The organism is Alkalihalobacillus phoenicis, from assembly GCF_047302405.1.
Taxonomy (GTDB): Bacteria; Bacillota; Bacilli; order Bacillales; family Bacillaceae_D; genus Alkalihalobacillus.
The window spans coordinates 2,007,237-2,023,434 of the sequence record NZ_CP154853.1; the positions used below are offsets into that span (position 1 = coordinate 2,007,237).

At 36.0% G+C, this 16,198-nt stretch carries 17 protein-coding genes and 1 riboswitch; of the genes, 5 read left to right on the forward strand and 12 right to left on the reverse strand.

Annotated elements, in window-relative coordinates; genetic code table 11:
- Nucleotides 1-17: 17 nt before the first annotated feature.
- Nucleotides 18-61: riboswitch (PreQ1 riboswitch) on the reverse strand.
- Nucleotides 62-258: 197 nt separating this feature from the next.
- Complete coding sequence (locus AA0017_RS09530; RefSeq protein ID WP_413381285.1) at nt 259-1,491, forward strand: aminopeptidase; 1,233 nt, start codon at nt 259-261, stop codon at nt 1,489-1,491.
- 378 nt (nt 1,492-1,869) lie between these two features.
- The gene (locus AA0017_RS09535; protein WP_413381287.1) at nt 1,870-2,109 is read left to right on the forward strand and encodes a DNA alkylation repair protein; all 240 of its coding nucleotides are present in this window, start codon (nt 1,870-1,872) and stop codon (nt 2,107-2,109) included.
- A gap of 230 nt (nt 2,110-2,339) precedes the next feature.
- Here AA0017_RS09535 and AA0017_RS09540 read toward each other — a convergent pair whose 3' ends face one another.
- From AA0017_RS09540 to AA0017_RS09575, 8 genes are all read right to left on the reverse strand, one after another.
- Complete coding sequence (locus tag AA0017_RS09540) at nt 2,340-3,476, reverse strand: alpha/beta hydrolase (RefSeq protein WP_413381288.1); 1,137 nt, start codon at nt 3,474-3,476, stop codon at nt 2,340-2,342.
- A gap of 321 nt (nt 3,477-3,797) precedes the next feature.
- A complete protein-coding gene (gene msrA, locus AA0017_RS09545; RefSeq protein WP_413381290.1) occupies nt 3,798-4,331 on the reverse strand; it encodes a peptide-methionine (S)-S-oxide reductase MsrA in 534 nt (177 codons plus the stop codon).
- Between the two features lie 63 nt (nt 4,332-4,394).
- On the reverse strand, nt 4,395-5,276 hold the full coding sequence (gene uvsE, locus AA0017_RS09550) for a UV DNA damage repair endonuclease UvsE (protein WP_413382522.1): 882 nt from the start codon (nt 5,274-5,276) through the stop codon (nt 4,395-4,397).
- A gap of 80 nt (nt 5,277-5,356) precedes the next feature.
- A complete protein-coding gene (locus AA0017_RS09555; RefSeq protein WP_413381292.1) occupies nt 5,357-5,668 on the reverse strand; it encodes a HesB/YadR/YfhF family protein in 312 nt (103 codons plus the stop codon).
- Nucleotides 5,669-6,025: 357 nt separating this feature from the next.
- On the reverse strand, nt 6,026-6,232 hold the full coding sequence (locus tag AA0017_RS09560; protein WP_003324453.1) for a hypothetical protein: 207 nt from the start codon (nt 6,230-6,232) through the stop codon (nt 6,026-6,028).
- 484 nt (nt 6,233-6,716) lie between these two features.
- Nucleotides 6,717-7,619, reverse strand: a complete 903-nt coding sequence (locus AA0017_RS09565; protein WP_413381294.1) for a chemotaxis protein — start codon at nt 7,617-7,619, stop codon at nt 6,717-6,719.
- Nucleotides 7,620-7,830: 211 nt separating this feature from the next.
- Nucleotides 7,831-8,556: a SurA N-terminal domain-containing protein gene (locus tag AA0017_RS09570; protein WP_413381296.1), complete on the reverse strand. Its 726-nt coding sequence runs from the start codon at nt 8,554-8,556 to the stop codon at nt 7,831-7,833.
- Nucleotides 8,557-8,760: 204 nt separating this feature from the next.
- Nucleotides 8,761-9,702: a dipeptidase gene (locus AA0017_RS09575; RefSeq protein WP_413381298.1), complete on the reverse strand. Its 942-nt coding sequence runs from the start codon at nt 9,700-9,702 to the stop codon at nt 8,761-8,763.
- Between the two features lie 92 nt (nt 9,703-9,794).
- Here AA0017_RS09575 and AA0017_RS09580 point away from each other — a divergent pair, with 92 nt between their 5' ends.
- Complete coding sequence (locus tag AA0017_RS09580) at nt 9,795-10,226, forward strand: Hsp20/alpha crystallin family protein (RefSeq protein WP_413381300.1); 432 nt, start codon at nt 9,795-9,797, stop codon at nt 10,224-10,226.
- 14 nt (nt 10,227-10,240) lie between these two features.
- Nucleotides 10,241-10,720, forward strand: coding sequence for a hypothetical protein (locus tag AA0017_RS09585; RefSeq protein ID WP_413381302.1), 480 nt, complete (start codon nt 10,241-10,243; stop codon nt 10,718-10,720).
- 27 nt (nt 10,721-10,747) lie between these two features.
- Here AA0017_RS09585 and AA0017_RS09590 read toward each other — a convergent pair whose 3' ends face one another.
- From AA0017_RS09590 to metA, 4 genes are all read right to left on the reverse strand, one after another.
- Nucleotides 10,748-11,938 (reverse strand): MFS transporter, encoded by a 1,191-nt coding sequence (locus tag AA0017_RS09590; RefSeq protein WP_413381304.1) that lies wholly within the window; start codon nt 11,936-11,938, stop codon nt 10,748-10,750.
- Between the two features lie 75 nt (nt 11,939-12,013).
- Nucleotides 12,014-13,231 carry an EAL-associated domain-containing protein gene (locus tag AA0017_RS09595; RefSeq protein WP_413381306.1) on the reverse strand — a complete coding sequence of 406 codons (1,218 nt, stop codon included), beginning with the start codon at nt 13,229-13,231 and terminating at the stop codon, nt 12,014-12,016.
- A gap of 110 nt (nt 13,232-13,341) precedes the next feature.
- Nucleotides 13,342-14,190, reverse strand: coding sequence for an alpha/beta fold hydrolase (locus tag AA0017_RS09600; RefSeq protein ID WP_413381307.1), 849 nt, complete (start codon nt 14,188-14,190; stop codon nt 13,342-13,344).
- Between the two features lie 161 nt (nt 14,191-14,351).
- Entirely contained in the window at nt 14,352-15,263 is a 912-nt protein-coding gene (gene metA / locus AA0017_RS09605; RefSeq protein WP_413381309.1) for a homoserine O-acetyltransferase MetA, read from the reverse strand.
- A 231-nt stretch (nt 15,264-15,494) separates the two neighbouring features.
- On the opposite strand from metA, the gene AA0017_RS09610 reads away from it, so the two are divergent.
- Complete coding sequence (locus tag AA0017_RS09610; protein WP_413381311.1) at nt 15,495-16,160, forward strand: reverse transcriptase-like protein; 666 nt, start codon at nt 15,495-15,497, stop codon at nt 16,158-16,160.
- The last annotated feature ends 38 nt before the right edge of the window (nt 16,161-16,198 follow it).

The window sequence follows — 16,198 nt, forward strand, 5'->3', positions numbered from 1 at the left end:
AATTAAGTACAAAGTGATCTTGTATAGTTTTTTATAGAGGGAGTTTGCGAACCTCTTATGGTACGAATTTCACTAAAGCATACCAAACATCATAACATAAAAACATGAATGGTAGCTATTCTTTTTAAGCTTTGTTAAAATAATGACTAGAATGGTTAATTGGTTCAACTGGATAAGAATGTAATTCGTTCAATATTTCAATCCATTGACCTTACATAAGTAAAAAGATTGAAAATTCAAAGAAAAAGAGGGATAGTCATGACAACTTTTGATCAAAAATTAAAAAAGTATGCCGCTTTAGCTGTTGAAATTGGGGTCAATGTTCAAAAAGGACAAACATTAGTTATTCGTGCTCCATTATTTGCTGCTCCACTCGTTCGACTTGCAACAGAAAGAGCGTATGAAATTGGTGCTAAAAACGTGCATGTCGATTGGAATGACGAGGAAATTACAAGACTGAAGTACAATCTTGCACCAGACGAAACCTTTTTAGAGTTCCCTGAATGGATTGCAAAAGGGTATGAGGAAATGTGCGAAGACGGGGCTGCCTTCTTAAGCATTACAGGTGCTGATCCTGACCTTTTAAAAGGCGTAGATCCTGAACGTGTGTCTAATGCGAACAAAGCAAGTGGAAAAGCAATGGAAGGGTTCCGTTCTTATATGACGGCTGACAAGGTGAGTTGGTCGATTGTCGCAAACCCTTCAGTAGGTTGGGCGAAAAAAGTATTCCCTGATCTACCTGATGAAGAAGCAATTGAAAAACTATGGGAATCAATCTTCCAGGCTACGAGAATTAACGAAGAAAATCCTGTTAAAGCATGGAAGGCTCATTTAGCTTTACTTGATCAAAAGATGAGTATTTTAAATGAAAAACATTACGACGCTCTTCATTACACAGGTGAAGGAACCGATTTAACGATTGAATTACCTGAAACTCATTTATGGATAAGTGGAGGCAGTGTCAATAAAGATGGCCATTCCTTTGTTGCCAACATGCCAACAGAGGAAGTTTTTACAGCAGCCAAAAAGACGGGTGTAAATGGAGTGGTTCACAGTACAAAACCATTAAATTATGGTGGAACAGTCATTGATAACTTCTCTTTAACATTTAAAGATGGTGCCGTTGTAGACTTTACAGCTGAACAAGGCTACGAGACACTAAAACGCCTAATCGAAACGGATGAAGGGTCACGTTATATTGGTGAGGTTGCTCTCGTTCCACATGATTCACCTATCTCGAATACCAACATTCTTTTTTACAATACGTTATTTGACGAAAATGCCTCTAACCATTTAGCTTTAGGTGCTGCCTATGCGTTTAGTATTGAAGGTGGTAAGGAAATGTCAAAAGCTGAGCTCGAAGAAAACGGTTTAAATACGAGTATTACTCATGTTGACTTCATGATGGGTTCTGCCAAAATGAACATCGATGGCATTAAAGCAGACGGCTCAAAAGAAGCTGTCTTCCGTGATGGGAATTGGGCTTTTTAATTAAATAAAAGACATTTGTATAACAAAAAAGCTATCTCTTAGACGGTATATTTCCCCTCTAGAGATAGCTTTTTGATTTAGATGTTTCTTAAGCTGGATTTTGGTTCTTTTTAACTCATTATGGTATATGAAATTATATAATTGGGTTTTGGACTCTTCTTAAATTGATGCTTTTATTTGTGCTGTTTAACATCGAGCTTTTTGACTTAAAAGACTTACTTGTCATATTTATGCTGGCCAATACGTACTTTTTCGTAATAATAGTGACCCCATTAAATATCCCTAGAAAATTTCTTCACTATTAACCTGATAATCGTCCTTTCACAAGAGTGATTATGATTAAAAGAGGGCAAGCTATACAAAAAGGAGGTGTCCGATTTGAGTTCACCATATACTTGTCCTAGCTGTAAAACAAATCGAAGTCGTTTTCATATCATTGAACAAGTTCCCAAAGCGGTCAAACTAGATCCTAGTAGTGGCGATATCGTCGAAACTTATGAAGCTAACCAATTAGAGCCATTTCATCTCCCTTACCAAGGTCCAACTATCAAAGTACAATGTGGTGCTTGTGGTTTAATCGAAAATGAAGAACGGTTCGTTAAACGTGCTCAAATGTAAGAAATCGTCTCAAATGGGGATTAATCCGTTTGAGATGATTTCTTTGTTCTTCCATTTGTATTTCAAGAGATAAAAATGTTTTCAAATTAAGAAGCTGTCTACTTAATTTGAAAACATTGATCATGGAATCAACAACCATAGATAGTGGCAATAAAAAAAGAGACCAGAAAGAAATGAGCTCTTATCTGGTCCCCTCCACTTAAAATGATTTTTAGAACAGTCTCCGAGGTCTATTCGAATCTTTGCATAATTTGTTTCCCTATCAGGAAAGTCCCGATCGCATAAGCTTCGATTTCTTCTCTCCACTTTTTATCTTGGTCAATCTCGTTAACAACTGTTAATTCAAAAGGTTTAAATTCTTGATGATAATCATCTTGGAGAGCGCTATTTAAAAAATTTGATGTTTGAGCTAAGCCATGATTGCCATGATATAAAACTTGATAAAAAGAGACAAAACCATGCATGACTCCATTATAACGAATCGCTTTTACGGAGTTCCCATTTTCCGAAAGAGCTTGGGCATATGCTTCCCCTTCGTCTCTTAAAGGATCAAATTCTGCCGTGATGACGAGAGCTGGCGGCAAATTTGTTAAATCCTCCGCATCTAAAGGCGATGTATATGGGGATGTCCAAGTGGTCTGATCAGGTGTATATAACTCACGCGCTTTTAGCATCACATTCCGAGATAATAAATAATAACCACTATCATATTGTTCGCGTGAATGAAACTCAACATCTGAAAATGTCGTTAGCGGATACAATAAGGCTTGGGCTACTATTTCTGGCCCAGAACGGTCTCGAGCCATTAAGGAAACAACGGTCGCTAAATTGCCTCCCGCACTATCGCCTACAACCGCCATTTTATTCGGGTCCCCATTGAATAAATCAGCATTCTCTTTTGCCCAAACTAAAGCTTCATAACTATCCTCAATCGCCGTTGGGAATGGATGTTTTGGTGCAACTCGATATCCAACTGCAATAACTACACTATTGGTACGTGCCGCTAAAGAGCGCACGATATTATCATGTGTATCAATGTTTCCGTAGCCTTCAATAAACGCCCCACCATGATAATAAAGGATAATTGGGTGTGGACCTTCTTTTAAGGGTTGATAAACTCTAAGGTTAATACTCTCCCCATCACTTGTAGGCATCTCTAGAAGGTCACTCGTAAATGTCGCTGTTCCTTTACCCGCAAAAATACGAGGCACCTTCATATCTGGTGCAACCAAATTATGATTAATCGCGTGTAAAAGTACACCCGTTTTAATTGGGACTCTTCCTGCTTCTGTATAGGACATGACATTAACAACGATGACAATAGTGGCGACAAATCCAATGACCATTAAGCCTAAAGCTAAAAACATTCGTTTCATCCTTCTACCCAGTTTCATATTTGTCACCCTTTCCTGATGTCATCTATAGTTTGTTACTTTTTTAGAATTATATTATTATACTAATATTGTATCATATTATTTTAGAATTTCACATAATTATATAGTCATATTTTTCAGAAATCGACATATTTTTTTAATTTAAATAAGCCCCATTAATCTTTTGCCTATAACGAAAAGACCCAACCAATTTAATTAGCTGAGCCTTGCAAATCAAATACATATAAAGAACCGATTAAATCTTGATCACTAGTTCTTTTTCAAAAATAAACTATGGAGTAAAATCACTATTCCTTATTTCTTTTCCCAATGGGACTCGATAAAATGATCACGCCCTGATTTTTGACGATCCTCTTTATAATGACTAGGTTCTTTTTTATAAAAGTCTTGGTGCTCTTCTTCCGCACGGTAAAAGTTCATTGCAGGTAAAATTTGCGTAACGATCGGTTTTTTAAAAATGTTTTTCTGTTCTAGTTGTGTTTTTGATTTTTCTGCTTCTTCTTTTTGAAACGCGTTATAATAAAAAACCGCTGTACGATATTGTGAACCTCGATCATGGAATTGACCATCTGGGTCTGTTGGATCGATTTGAGGCCAATAAAGTTGCAACAGGCGTTCATATGGAAAGATATTACGATCGTATGTAATTTGAACAACCTCGTAATGACCAGTTTCACCGGTCTTGACTTCTTCATAGGTCGGGTTCTGTGTATGACCACCCATATAACCTGATTCCACTTTAATGATGCCTGGTAATTCATCAAATGGCTGCACCATACACCAAAAACAGCCCCCAGCAAATGTCGCTTTTTCAATTGCATTTGACATAAACATTCCACCTAAATTCATTTGTTTAAAAATTAGTATAGCATGGTCGCTTGAAAAAGACGATCAAGTTGCCTCTAAGTCTGTTCTTAATTGTAACAATGCTTGATCCTTTGCTTTCGCCTCCAACATGACGTCTACCTTTTGTCCACCTGTTATTTGTTCTAAGAGCAAATAGTCACTTACCGAGATGTAAGACGCATGAGATCGATCAGTAATAGATTGCCTTCCTGTACTTAAATGAACTTTTGGTACAGCTTGTATACCATCCCATGTTTGAACAACCTGATTAAATAATAGAGGAAGTTCTCTTTCCTCCGCTTCAAAACAACGTTCATGATGAAGATCAAAACAAATTGGAACACCACATTTTTTATAAATGTCTAATACATCTTGAGTAGAGTAGTTCTTATCATCATTTTCTAGTCTTAAATACGACTTAACCTTTTGCGATAATTGCTCGTAATGAAGAATAAAACGTTGCATAGAAGCTTCCTTATCTCCATAAACGCCACCTGTATGGATAATCATATCGCTTCCGCCGACCAATTGTAATAATTCGGCATGATAATTTAAATCTTTCACTGCATTATGTAAAACTTCTTCACGCGGTGAATTAATAAGTGTATATTGACCAGGATGGACCGTTAACCTTAGCTGATATTCCTTTTGTAATTGGTTGATTTCCTTAAATGCCTTTAGCATCTCATCATCCTTCATCCAATTCCAAGTCATTTTTTCATGAGTGGCAAAAGGAATTAACTCACTTGTAATCCGAAAAAAGAAAATACGATTTTCGATATTCCAAAGGAGAATTTCCTTTAATTGATTCACATTATGTAACGCTAGTTCTTTTATATAACCCATCCCCTTTGTTTCTAACGTTTGCAAACGGCATGTTCGAAAAGAACTAGGCAGAGATAAATTAAGACAAGCATAACCTAACATCAAACAAATCCCCCTCCTACTCCTGCTCTTCACCTACAGTGTATCCATAAAGGATTAAATAAACAAAAAAAGCAATGAGTTCATTGCTTTTCTTGGGTTGATTTCTCATATTCATATTCAATTTCTTCAAATTTACGACTGTATTTAACACGAAGATCATGGCTATCAAAATACCAAAGATCCGTATCTTCAACATAAAAGATGAGACCGTCAATTTCTTCTTTTGCTCCAATTGTTGAAGGTTTATCTAAACTAACCCCAAGTGAAAAACCAGATTGCACAGCCCCACATCCACCATATCTCGCAAAAAATCGGACATATTCTCCGTTTCCTTCTAAATTAAATTCCTTTTTAAACCATTGAATCGCTGGTTTTGATACATGTATATCCACTCTCAACACTCCTATTCCTAAATACAAGCTACGAACTCCATAAACTAATTCCCTCTTTCTTATCATATCAATCACCTTTTCTGATGTCCATTTTTAAGTTCGACACAAAAAAGTTTACCTAAGGAAACTTTTTGACACTAATTGAATACGATACAAAAAGGAGGTACAACAATGTCAAATAAGAAAATCATTGCTTATTCTTATTTCTTAAAAAAACTTGGCCTTTTATCTCAATCCGAAGTAGAAAACTTGAATGATTTATATAAATCAAAACCAACAAAAAGAAAATAATAAAAAATGATGAGCTTGTCTAACTCTCTTTAAAAACTAAAGTCGAATCAGCATGAGATTCGACTGTTATTTTGTGCCTCTACCCTTTGTTAAATGGCAAGGGACCCCTTTTCCGATCGCTCCTGGTTTGCTCATCTTTTCCATATATTCTAAACCGCGACTACATTGCTGTTTACAAGCAATACACGTCTCGGATGTAACCTTTTTCATCGTAAATTGATATTTCTCTTGTGCGGTTATTTTCGGTTGAACTTTCTTTTTCGCTTTAGCCACAACATACCCTTCTTTCCTCGGTGATGTTTCATTGTATGCCGAGTATTTTAAGAAGTGTTGATTATGTTGGTCAAACAAATATTTTTATACGGACCTCGCAGTAATTCAGGCTCGTATGATTCCCTTTGCCCCCCTGATTCATATGCTTTTGACTTCATTCAGGCTCTATGATTCCCTTTGCACCCCTGATTCACATGCTTTTGACTTCATTCGAGCTCTATGATTCCCTTTGCACCCCTGATTCACCGGCTTTTGACTTCATTCAGGCTCTATGATTCCTTTTGCTGCCTTGGTTCTACCGCTTTCGACTTCATTGACCCCCTTCATTTCCCTTTACAGCTCTCATTCAACAGCCTTTCACTTTTCATTTCTCTCTTCTCGCTTTTTGACAAGAGACTGGCATTCGTTGGAATTTGCGGCATTCATAAAAAAAAGGACCTCTCAAAACGCCAAATGACCTTTTGAGACAGTCCTAGAGTGAAGATTAATTTGTTTGCTTAATAAATAAATCATCTAATGTTTGAATCAACTTTGCAATTTGTGGTTTTGAAATTTGGGCATTTGCTCCAACAACTTCGCCTTTATGATAAAGGTCTTCAGTTATAATTGAGGAGAAAATGACAACCGGAATATCCCCCCACAATGAATGGTCTTTTATTCGTTTCGTTAAATGATGTCCATCCATCTGAGGCATTTCAATATCAGTAATGATTAAATCGAGAGGATCAGTTTGCAAATCTTGTTGTTGCTCTAAGTAATTCCATAAAAGCTGGCCATTTTCAAAAAAGCGCAATTGCCCATAACCAGCTGTAGTTAAAGTGTCTTCAAGTAATTTCCTTAAAGTCGCCGAATCCTCCGCAATGATAATCTGTTTATTTGAGCGCCCTCTTTCTCCTAACGCCTTTACCGCATCCAGATTTAAGCCTGCCTTTGGATTAATATCAACAATAATTTTTTCGAAATCAAGCAGTAATGCTAAGTGTTCATCCATCTTAACGATACCGTTTGTATGATTTTCAAAACCTGCTGATAATTCACTTGGCTTTTCAATTTGTTGCCACGATATGCGATGAATGCGAGAGACTGTATGTACATGAAAAGCAACTTTTATTTGATTTAATTCCGCAATGATCAGCTTATCATTTTCGGGTTTGTTAGAAGCTGGTAGAGCTAATACCTTTGCTAAGTCCACTACAGGAATAACTTCTTGACGTAAACGAATAATTCCTTCCACATGCTGATGGCTATTTGGTGTTGATGTAATCGGAAGTGGATTAATGATTTCCCTCACCTTTAAAACATTAATTCCAAACGTACTTCCAGCCACTTCAAACATAACAATTTCTAATTCATTTGTACCACTTTCTAATAAAATATCTTGGCTCAATACTTTCCCCTCCATCTATATTACGGTTGCCTACGAACAAGGAATTTTTTCATAAGCTATATAAAGCCCAAAGTCCTATTTCTTATTATCTATTGTTAGTTTATAGGATAAAAGATTGATTTAGCAAGAAGTTCTTAATAAAAGGGCAAAAAGACTTATATAACAAAAAAAACTACCTAATAAAGGGGTGCTTTATTAGATAGTATATATTCTATAAGTGAATCTCAATTTCACTTTTTTCCTTTAAAGTATCTAGATAGTTTTGGATGGCTTCTGTCTCTCTAGAATTCAAAATTTCAGCTTCAAGATTATCTCGAACCTCCGCAAATTCTCCGATTTCTTCGCCATTTTCGATTTTTGAATCATATAATTGTTGCAATTCTTCTTCTGTTACTTCTTCAATGTTAATTTGTTCTGCTAAAAATTGCTCTCTTTTTAATTCAACCTCAATATCAGAACGTAATTCATCCATCGTAAAACCGTATTCCTCTAAAGTTTTTTCAAGTTCTTCTTCTGAACCATGTTGTAAAATAACGGACTCCATTCTTTGATCAACTTCTTCTTCTGTGACCTCAAAGTTTTCTGCTGCAATCTCTTGTTCGATGAGCTTATCGTTGACAAAAAGATCGGCAACAATTTCCTCAAGGTTTCGTAATTCTTCTTGACCTTCTTCCGTTTCTATATCAACTCCCATAAACGCCACAATCATACCAGCTTGATTTTCAAGGAATGGCACATATTCTTCTCTAAGAATATCTTCGCCGTTTACGGTTGCGATTATTTCTGGATAATCTTCTGTATCCAATTCTACTTGTGGCATTTGCTCTTGCTCTTCCCCTGTAGAATTATTAGCTTCCTCTTCATTTCCACTATTACAAGCAACAAGTAAGAGTAAAGTTAGAAGTGAAAATAATCCGATCTTCCATTTTTTATACATTCAATAAAGACCCCTTTCAATAGTTAAAGCTGTCCCTATTGTATCATAAATCAACGTTCGTCATTCAATCGTTTACTTGGAAGGAAAACAAATTTCAACAATTTATTTTATTGTAAAAAAAGATTTCATAATGTATGAAGGTAAAATCTAGCTTCAAGCTTCTAAGCTGCCAAAATGACGTGAATTCTAAAAAATAGTGTAAATCTAATCGGCCAATTTCCTAGCTAAAAAAGCTTTAAAGTTCTGTTCGGCTAACCCTTTTAAAAAGTCATCAGAAAAATAATTGGATAGCTGTGAAAATAAAGTTGGGTATTGCCCAGAGTGTTCCACCCCATCAATAAAACAATCAATTCCATCAAAATCGGAACCAATACCAATATGCTCTCCTGCCCCTAACATACGAAAATGTTCAATATGTCGAATTAAATCTGAAACCGTCGCTTTTTTTGTTCCGTTTACAAATAATGGATAAAGAACAAGGCCGATATAGCCACCTTTTTGAACAAGTGCTTTAATTTGACGATCCGTTAAATTTCTCGGGTGCGGACAAATGCTTTTGGCATTCGAATGGCTGGCAATTGGAAACGTTGAAAGTTCAAGTACATCCCAAAAACCAGCTTCACTTAAATGCGAAACATCGGTTAAAACAGAATATTGATTATTTCTAGCGACGATCGTCTTCCCTAATTCGGTCAAACCAGCCCCGCGCGGCTCCCCAACACCGTCCCCACATAAATTCGCTCCATTCCAAGTGATTCCGATTGATAGAACACCTAACTGATATAAAAGTGAAAGTTTCGTTTGATCATTTCCAATCGCATCCAACCCTTCGAGAGCTAATACTGCCCCAACTTCATCTTCTTTTAATTGTTCAAGTTGAGACCAATTTTTAAGATGTTTCATATTGGGATTAGGTTTTAACACTCTTTCATAAAAAGCCTCAACCTGCTCTAACACATTTTGAAACTTTTGATTTTGTTCAATATCCGGCTCAACGAAAATCGCAAAAAACTGTACCTTCACTTGACCTTTTTTTAAATTCAAATAGTTCGCTTGAATATTATCATCGTAATAAAAAGTTCTTTTTTTATCATGAATAAGCTTTAACAAGACGTCACAATGAGAGTCAATTAAATTTATACTCAATCGCCCACACTCCTTATCCGCGAATTAATCACTTTATCTCGCTTTCTAACATATGAATAACAAAACGAAAATATTTAATGGAGGTTAAAACAATGACTGATCAAAAACAACCTGAAAAAGCGAGACATGGGTTTCAACATATGATGCAGTCAATTGATGAATTCTTTTCACGTTCACTTGATTCCTTACCATATCAACCATTATTCGTCTCACCGATTCCAATTCGAGTAGCCGAGCTAACGGATGGATTTTATATAACAGCTCAATTAGCGGGAGTTAGTAAAAAACAAATCGAATTAAATGTGTACCATCAGGCTGTACAAATTATTATTCATGATAAGGAAGAAACGGGGATTACAGACAAAATAAACGAGAAACAATTGATTCGTTCAAAGCATGAAAGGCGTGAGCGAACGATTCGTGTCCCTTTTCTTATTGATTATAACAAAGTTGAGGCTAACTTTCATAACGGGTTGTTAGAAATTAAGCTACAGGAAAAACACAAAACGATCAATTTGGAATAAAGGAGAAAACGTGTATGTATTATACGAACCCAAATCAGCATATAAGGCATCCTTATTCACAGCAGCCAATTCCATTTTCGCACCCTAGTCAACCTACTCAAATGATGCCTCATTATCAGCATAGACCCCAAACAGCTCCCTATCCTTATCCGCCGAACCAACCATTTCCTATGGATAGAAATCCACAAGGAATAGGTCAGCTACCAATGAGAGGGGGGCAAAGTAATCCGAACTTACAAACACCTAATCCATACGGGCAACCAAAACCAAAGCAACCTAAAGGGTTTAAACTCGGATTACCGAAAAAAAATCAACAACAAAAAGAAGGAAATTTACAAGCTAAATCCCCTTCTTTTCTCAGGCAGGCTTTTACGAGCCATGATGGAAAATTTGATTTAGGTCAAACGATCCAAACGGTTGAACAAGTCACAAAAGCGGTGAGTGAAATGTCACCAATTGTCCAACAGGTAAGCTCCTTGTTTAACAAAAAATAAATATGTGGCAAGCTGCTCTTAACTTTTTTAAGTCATTTGTTTAAGAGTAGCTGCTTTTCTTTTATCAACGGAATAATAAACCATAAAGAGGACCATCCCAACAAAGGCACTAATTCCCATCACAAAGTACATAGCCGAAACACCGATTAAGTCGATAATCGCTCCTCCAATTAAAGACCCAATGATCCCTGATAAAGCAAAAAAAGTGGTAATAAATAACACATGTCCTGTTGCCTGAAGATGATCTGGAAACATTTTGCTGACATATTGAAGAGACGTAATATAAACAATTCCAAATGAAAACCCATGCAACACTTGTAACGGCATAACAAACCATGGATTTGTAAAGAAGCTCATCAAGAGCCAACGAATCACAAAAATAAAAGCAGCGACAATGATTAACTTCATCGGTTCAATATCTTTAAACCATCTCATACTTAAAGCAAATACAAATGCCTCGGCGACAACACCAATAAACCAAGCCCAGCCGATCATCGATTCTGGCCCACCAAGTTCGACGATATAAATACCTAAATAGCTATCATTAGCCCGGTGTGGAATCGAAATAAATAAAATACAAAATAAAAACAAACCAAGCCTTATATTTAAACCACTTTGAATCGCATGAACAATTGTTACCGCTTTATTTGAACCGGGAACATCTGAAACGAAACAGGCACATAAAAAAGCAAGCGATGCCATAAAAACAAGTGGTAATACAAAATGTTCCACACCAATCACGGTTAATAAATATCCTGTTACGAGTGACGTAAAAGCAAAACCAATCGAACCCCACATTCGGATTTGACCAAAATTTAAGCTACGATAGTTAGCCGTTTTTTGGGCTAAACTATCACCTAAAGCTGTGACAGGGGATAAAAAGATAAAAAGAATAAACATCACAACCAAATATTGGGTAAATCCACTCGTCATATAATACATCGATGCCGTGACAATTAAGCCAATTAAAGCAATCATCAATATTTTACGTATCGTTTTATACTTATCACTTAAAAACCCCCAAACCGGTTGAGCTAACAGCATCGCGAACGGCCCAATAGCCATCAACATGCCAACCTCACTACCCGATAATCCTTCTTCACGGTAAAAAACCGATAAGTAACTAACAATGACCGTATTTGCCGAATATGCAAAAAATAAATAAGCGATTAATCGAGAAACCGCTTTTTGATTTCGCTCTTTTTCTTGTAAAACCACTCAAAAGTCCCCTTCCAATCTAACAAATAAATAGAACGGACCTCAAACTCTTCATGAGTTGAGGTTCTCGTTTTTTTACAATAAACCATCTTGTTCAAACAAATAATCGTAGGGAATATCTAAAAATAAATATAACGAGTCTGAGATCGGATAGGAGTACGTCCGTATTCGCTCATCTCGTTCGATATCTGTATATAAATCAGATAATAAACCTTTTTTCTCAATGTTCATTCGAACGATATTTTCCAAAAAATAAGGACGCCAGCTCCAGTTTTTATTACGCCCTTCTGGATGCAGCTCCCATTTTTCCAGCTCATTTTTTTCGGCATTAGCGGTTTGTTGAAAGCCATCCTGATTACAAATATATACCCGAAACGCAAAATCATGACATTCAGCCGCAACCTTTAAAATAAATTGATCCAAACTTTCCGTGTCTTGAATTTCCTTGACCGAATGCTTCATTTTTTGACTGATTAAATTTAATAATTGAATTTGGGCTTCTACTTTTCGTCGTTCAAAAGTAATAAAATGTTGAAATTCCTTTTGTATTTTTTCTTTGCAATTATCTAACGCAATAAACTGACGAGTCGCTTGGATTAAGTAATCACCTTGGTAATAACGACCACCGTTGCGCCAAGCATAATTTAATTGATTAAAACCCGTAATGCCTTCAAATAATAATGTTGCCCCTATTTTTCGTGACAGCATCGAAATCGAATGATGAACTTCTCGATATAAATGTGGCAATGAATCTTCCTCTAAAAAAGCGACATTCACTTTGACAATATTAGGTTTTAACAAAGCTAAGTTATCTAAATTAGACGTCTTAAAACCAATATTATTAACCGCGATCTGGATACCTGTACTTTGAATATATGCTAACAAATGCTTAAACTTATCTGCTTGATTGGATATGAGCTGCTCATCTAACTGAAGGACAATGCGTTCTTTTAAATCTTCAACTTCTTGAACCGATTCGATTCGTCTGATTAAAGTTTCACCATTATCTTGTAAGAGTAATTTTGCATCATAATTAAAAAATAAATACACTTTTTGACCAACTTGTTGAAAGTGCTCGATCGCCGTTGCTTGCACATAATCCTCTACTTCTAATCGGTATTCATCTGGAATTGTACGATCTCGGAAAAACCAGCCTAAGCTTTTATTTCCTTCTTCCGTTATCATTTTGGCTAACACTTCATAGCCGATCACTAATTGTTTATCTGCACTAATAATTGGTTGATAGTATGGAATGATTTTATCTTTATTCATCATGACATCTAACGGGTCCATCGCTTTGCCTCCCTCAAAAACCATTACATCCCATTATAGCATATTGAAGGAGTTAACATTCTCATGTCAACTAAAATAAACCAATTCTAAAAATGAAGACGAATTGGTTTTCAGATGACCACTTTATGTTGTTTCAGAAATTGAAAAAAATGCTTAATAACTTGCTTTGGTCTTTCTTCAGGTGTTAAATGCCCCGTTTTCTTCAAACAATAAAACATACTATTTGGAATATCACGTGCTAATTGCCGCCCTATTTTTAATGGAATAATTCGGTCCTCATCCCCCCATAAAATTAAACATGGCTGTGTAATTTTTTGAAGTTGCTCCTTCGATAAATCCCCTTCCCTGTCACGAATCAAATAAAGCATAGAACGAAAAAATTGTTTTTCTTGTAATGGACGACTATATTCTAATACCACATCATGATTAACGATATGCTGATTATAAACAACTTGTCGAATCGCCATTTCATAATCCTTTTTTTCGATCCACCATTTAACAAAACGATCAGCAAACGGAAGATAACTTGCATAATAGTAAGAACGTTTCACCTTTTTTAAATAACCCGAGCTATTTAATAAGATGATGGCTTTAACCAATTTTTTGTCTTTTAATGCTGTATAAAGAGAGACTTGCCCCCCCATTGAATGTCCTATTAAAATCGCTTCACGTATTTTTAACAATTTCGTTAGGGCTAACACTAAATTGGCATAATTATCAAAGGAATATCGAAATCCTTTGCTTTTACCACTTCTACCAAAACCAGGCAAATCAATTAAAAGACAATCAAATTTCTTCACTAAATATGGAAGCATTTTTCGATAACAATAAGAGGATGAAATAAAACCATGGATTAAAACTAAAACCGGTCTCATTTTATGTGATTCAGAATAATAATACTCATAATACACGTCTGCATCTAATAAAAAGACCGTCTTTTTTTCCGTCACCAATGGCATTTTCATCACCTCTTTTCCAAAATGAAGATTATTTCTAGTTTGACCTTGTTTCAGCCAAATATGATGAGCTCCATCAAAAATTTCTAATCCATAGAAAAAACAGCGATGAGTTTCGCTGTTTTTAAACGATGGACAAACACATGCTCGGCATGAATAAAACCTTAGATTGTAAAATCATATGGGGTCTCTTGATAAACATAATAGTTTAACCAATTGGAGAATAATAAGTTTGAATGTGCTCTCCATTTTAACTTCGGAAGGGCGAGCTGATTATCATCTGGAAAATAGTTGCGAGGCAATTGGATATTAAGGCCCCTTGCCTTATCACGCTCAAACTCTTGCTGCAACGTATCGGTATCATATTCAGAATGGCCAGTGACAAAAATTTGTTTGCCATTTTTTGAGGCACATAAATATAACCCTGCCTCTTCAGAGATGCTTAAAATTTGTATATCCGGGTGATTTTTTATATCTAATAAATTGACATCCGTATGTCTGGAATGAGGGGCTAGAAATTCATCATCAAAGCCTCTTAATAACTTCACAGTTGGCTCTAATACTTGATGGTTAAATACACCAAACACTTTTTTAGGAACCATTACTTTTTCAATCCCATAATGATGATATAAGCCAGCCTGAGCCCCCCAACAAATATGTAAAGTCGATGTCACATTATCTACACTCCAGTCCATGATCATTTGCAATTCAGGCCAATAATCAACCTCTTCGAATTGCAGCTTTTCGATTGGTGCACCTGTAATAATCATGCCATCAAACTTTTGCATTTTCACCTCATCAATGGTTTTATAAAAAGCTTGTAAATGCTCAGAGGATGTGTTTTTGGATTGATGAGTGTCCGGATGGATAAAGGAAATATCTACTTGAAGCGGTGTGTTTCCAAGTAACCTTAAAAGCTGGGTTTCCGTTTGTACTTTTAATGGCATTAAGTTTAGAATAAGAATTTTTAATGGGCGAATATCCTGCATGTACGCACGGCTCTCACCCATAACGAATATATTTTCTTGATTCAAAATTTCCTTTGCTGGTAAATGGTCTGGAATTTTAATTGGCATACCGTCCTACTCCTTTTACTCTCTAGTTTTTCTCTTTATTGTACAGTTCATCGGAAAAATTCCGAGCTGTTGACACTCTCTTTAATATGTAGCATAACACAAATCAAAATACTATAAAATTTCAGATAATAAAATGTTCAAAATAAATCCCTTATAAAAATGATAGTCTATAGATAAAGATCGAACTTGTCAACATTTAGATCGGTTTATAATAACAAAGGAGGAAAAAGCATGAAAGTCCACGCCATTTGGTCTTATAAAATCGCTAAATCCAACCAAACATTTGAAATGACAAGTGCTGAAATGACGTTACCGGAAGCTCTCATTTTAGCAGCAGACCTCGAAAAAACAGGAAGAGTCAAAACATTAGAATGGTATGATCAAGCTGGAACTTATTGGACGACTAAACAATTGATCAAATTAAATAAAGAAACAGAAACAGAGCCGCAAAACATCGTCGCCTATTTTGATGGTGGCTATGATGTAAAAAATAAAAATAGCGGACTCGGCGTCGTCATTTATTATGAACAAAACAAGAAAAAATGGCGGCTTAAAGCCAATCAACAGAACGAATTATTAATAGACAATAATGAAGCCGAATATGCCGCCCTTTATTTTCTATTGGAGCGTTTAGAGCAGCTCGGTGTTCATTTTCAATCTGTACAAATTAACTCAGATTCCCTTGTTGTCATTAACCAGCTAACAGATGAGTGGCCATGTTATGAAGAGCACTATATCCCTTGGTATGAACGAATTAAGAAAAAGGAAGCGGCACTAGGATTAACGATTCATTATACCCAAATCAAACGTGAGCAAAATAAAGAAGCCGATCAATTAGCCACTCAAGCCTTACAAGAAATTGTCATTGAAAGCCACATCGAGAATCCACGGGTATAACGGAGGAAATTCCGTCAAATCACAAGTAATAAAGTGTT

Excerpts from the sequence above, each read along its gene's own strand:
- AA0017_RS09530 (WP_413381285.1), top strand. The coding sequence starts at position 259 with ATGACAACTTTTGATCAAAAATTAAAAAAGTATGCCGCTTTAGCTGTT.
- AA0017_RS09540 (WP_413381288.1), bottom strand. The coding sequence starts at position 3,476 with ATGTTTTTAGCTTTAGGCTTAATGGTCATTGGATTTGTCGCCACTATT.
- msrA (WP_413381290.1), bottom strand. The coding sequence starts at position 4,331 with ATGTCAAATGCAATTGAAAAAGCGACATTTGCTGGGGGCTGTTTTTGG.
- uvsE (WP_413382522.1), bottom strand. The coding sequence starts at position 5,276 with ATGTTAGGTTATGCTTGTCTTAATTTATCTCTGCCTAGTTCTTTTCGA.
- AA0017_RS09570 (WP_413381296.1), bottom strand. The coding sequence starts at position 8,556 with ATGTATAAAAAATGGAAGATCGGATTATTTTCACTTCTAACTTTACTC.
- AA0017_RS09580 (WP_413381300.1), top strand. The coding sequence starts at position 9,795 with ATGACTGATCAAAAACAACCTGAAAAAGCGAGACATGGGTTTCAACAT.
- AA0017_RS09585 (WP_413381302.1), top strand. The coding sequence starts at position 10,241 with ATGTATTATACGAACCCAAATCAGCATATAAGGCATCCTTATTCACAG.
- AA0017_RS09595 (WP_413381306.1), bottom strand. The coding sequence starts at position 13,231 with ATGGACCCGTTAGATGTCATGATGAATAAAGATAAAATCATTCCATAC.
- AA0017_RS09600 (WP_413381307.1), bottom strand. The coding sequence starts at position 14,190 with ATGCCATTGGTGACGGAAAAAAAGACGGTCTTTTTATTAGATGCAGAC.
- metA (WP_413381309.1), bottom strand. The coding sequence starts at position 15,263 with ATGCCAATTAAAATTCCAGACCATTTACCAGCAAAGGAAATTTTGAAT.
- AA0017_RS09610 (WP_413381311.1), top strand. The coding sequence starts at position 15,495 with ATGAAAGTCCACGCCATTTGGTCTTATAAAATCGCTAAATCCAACCAA.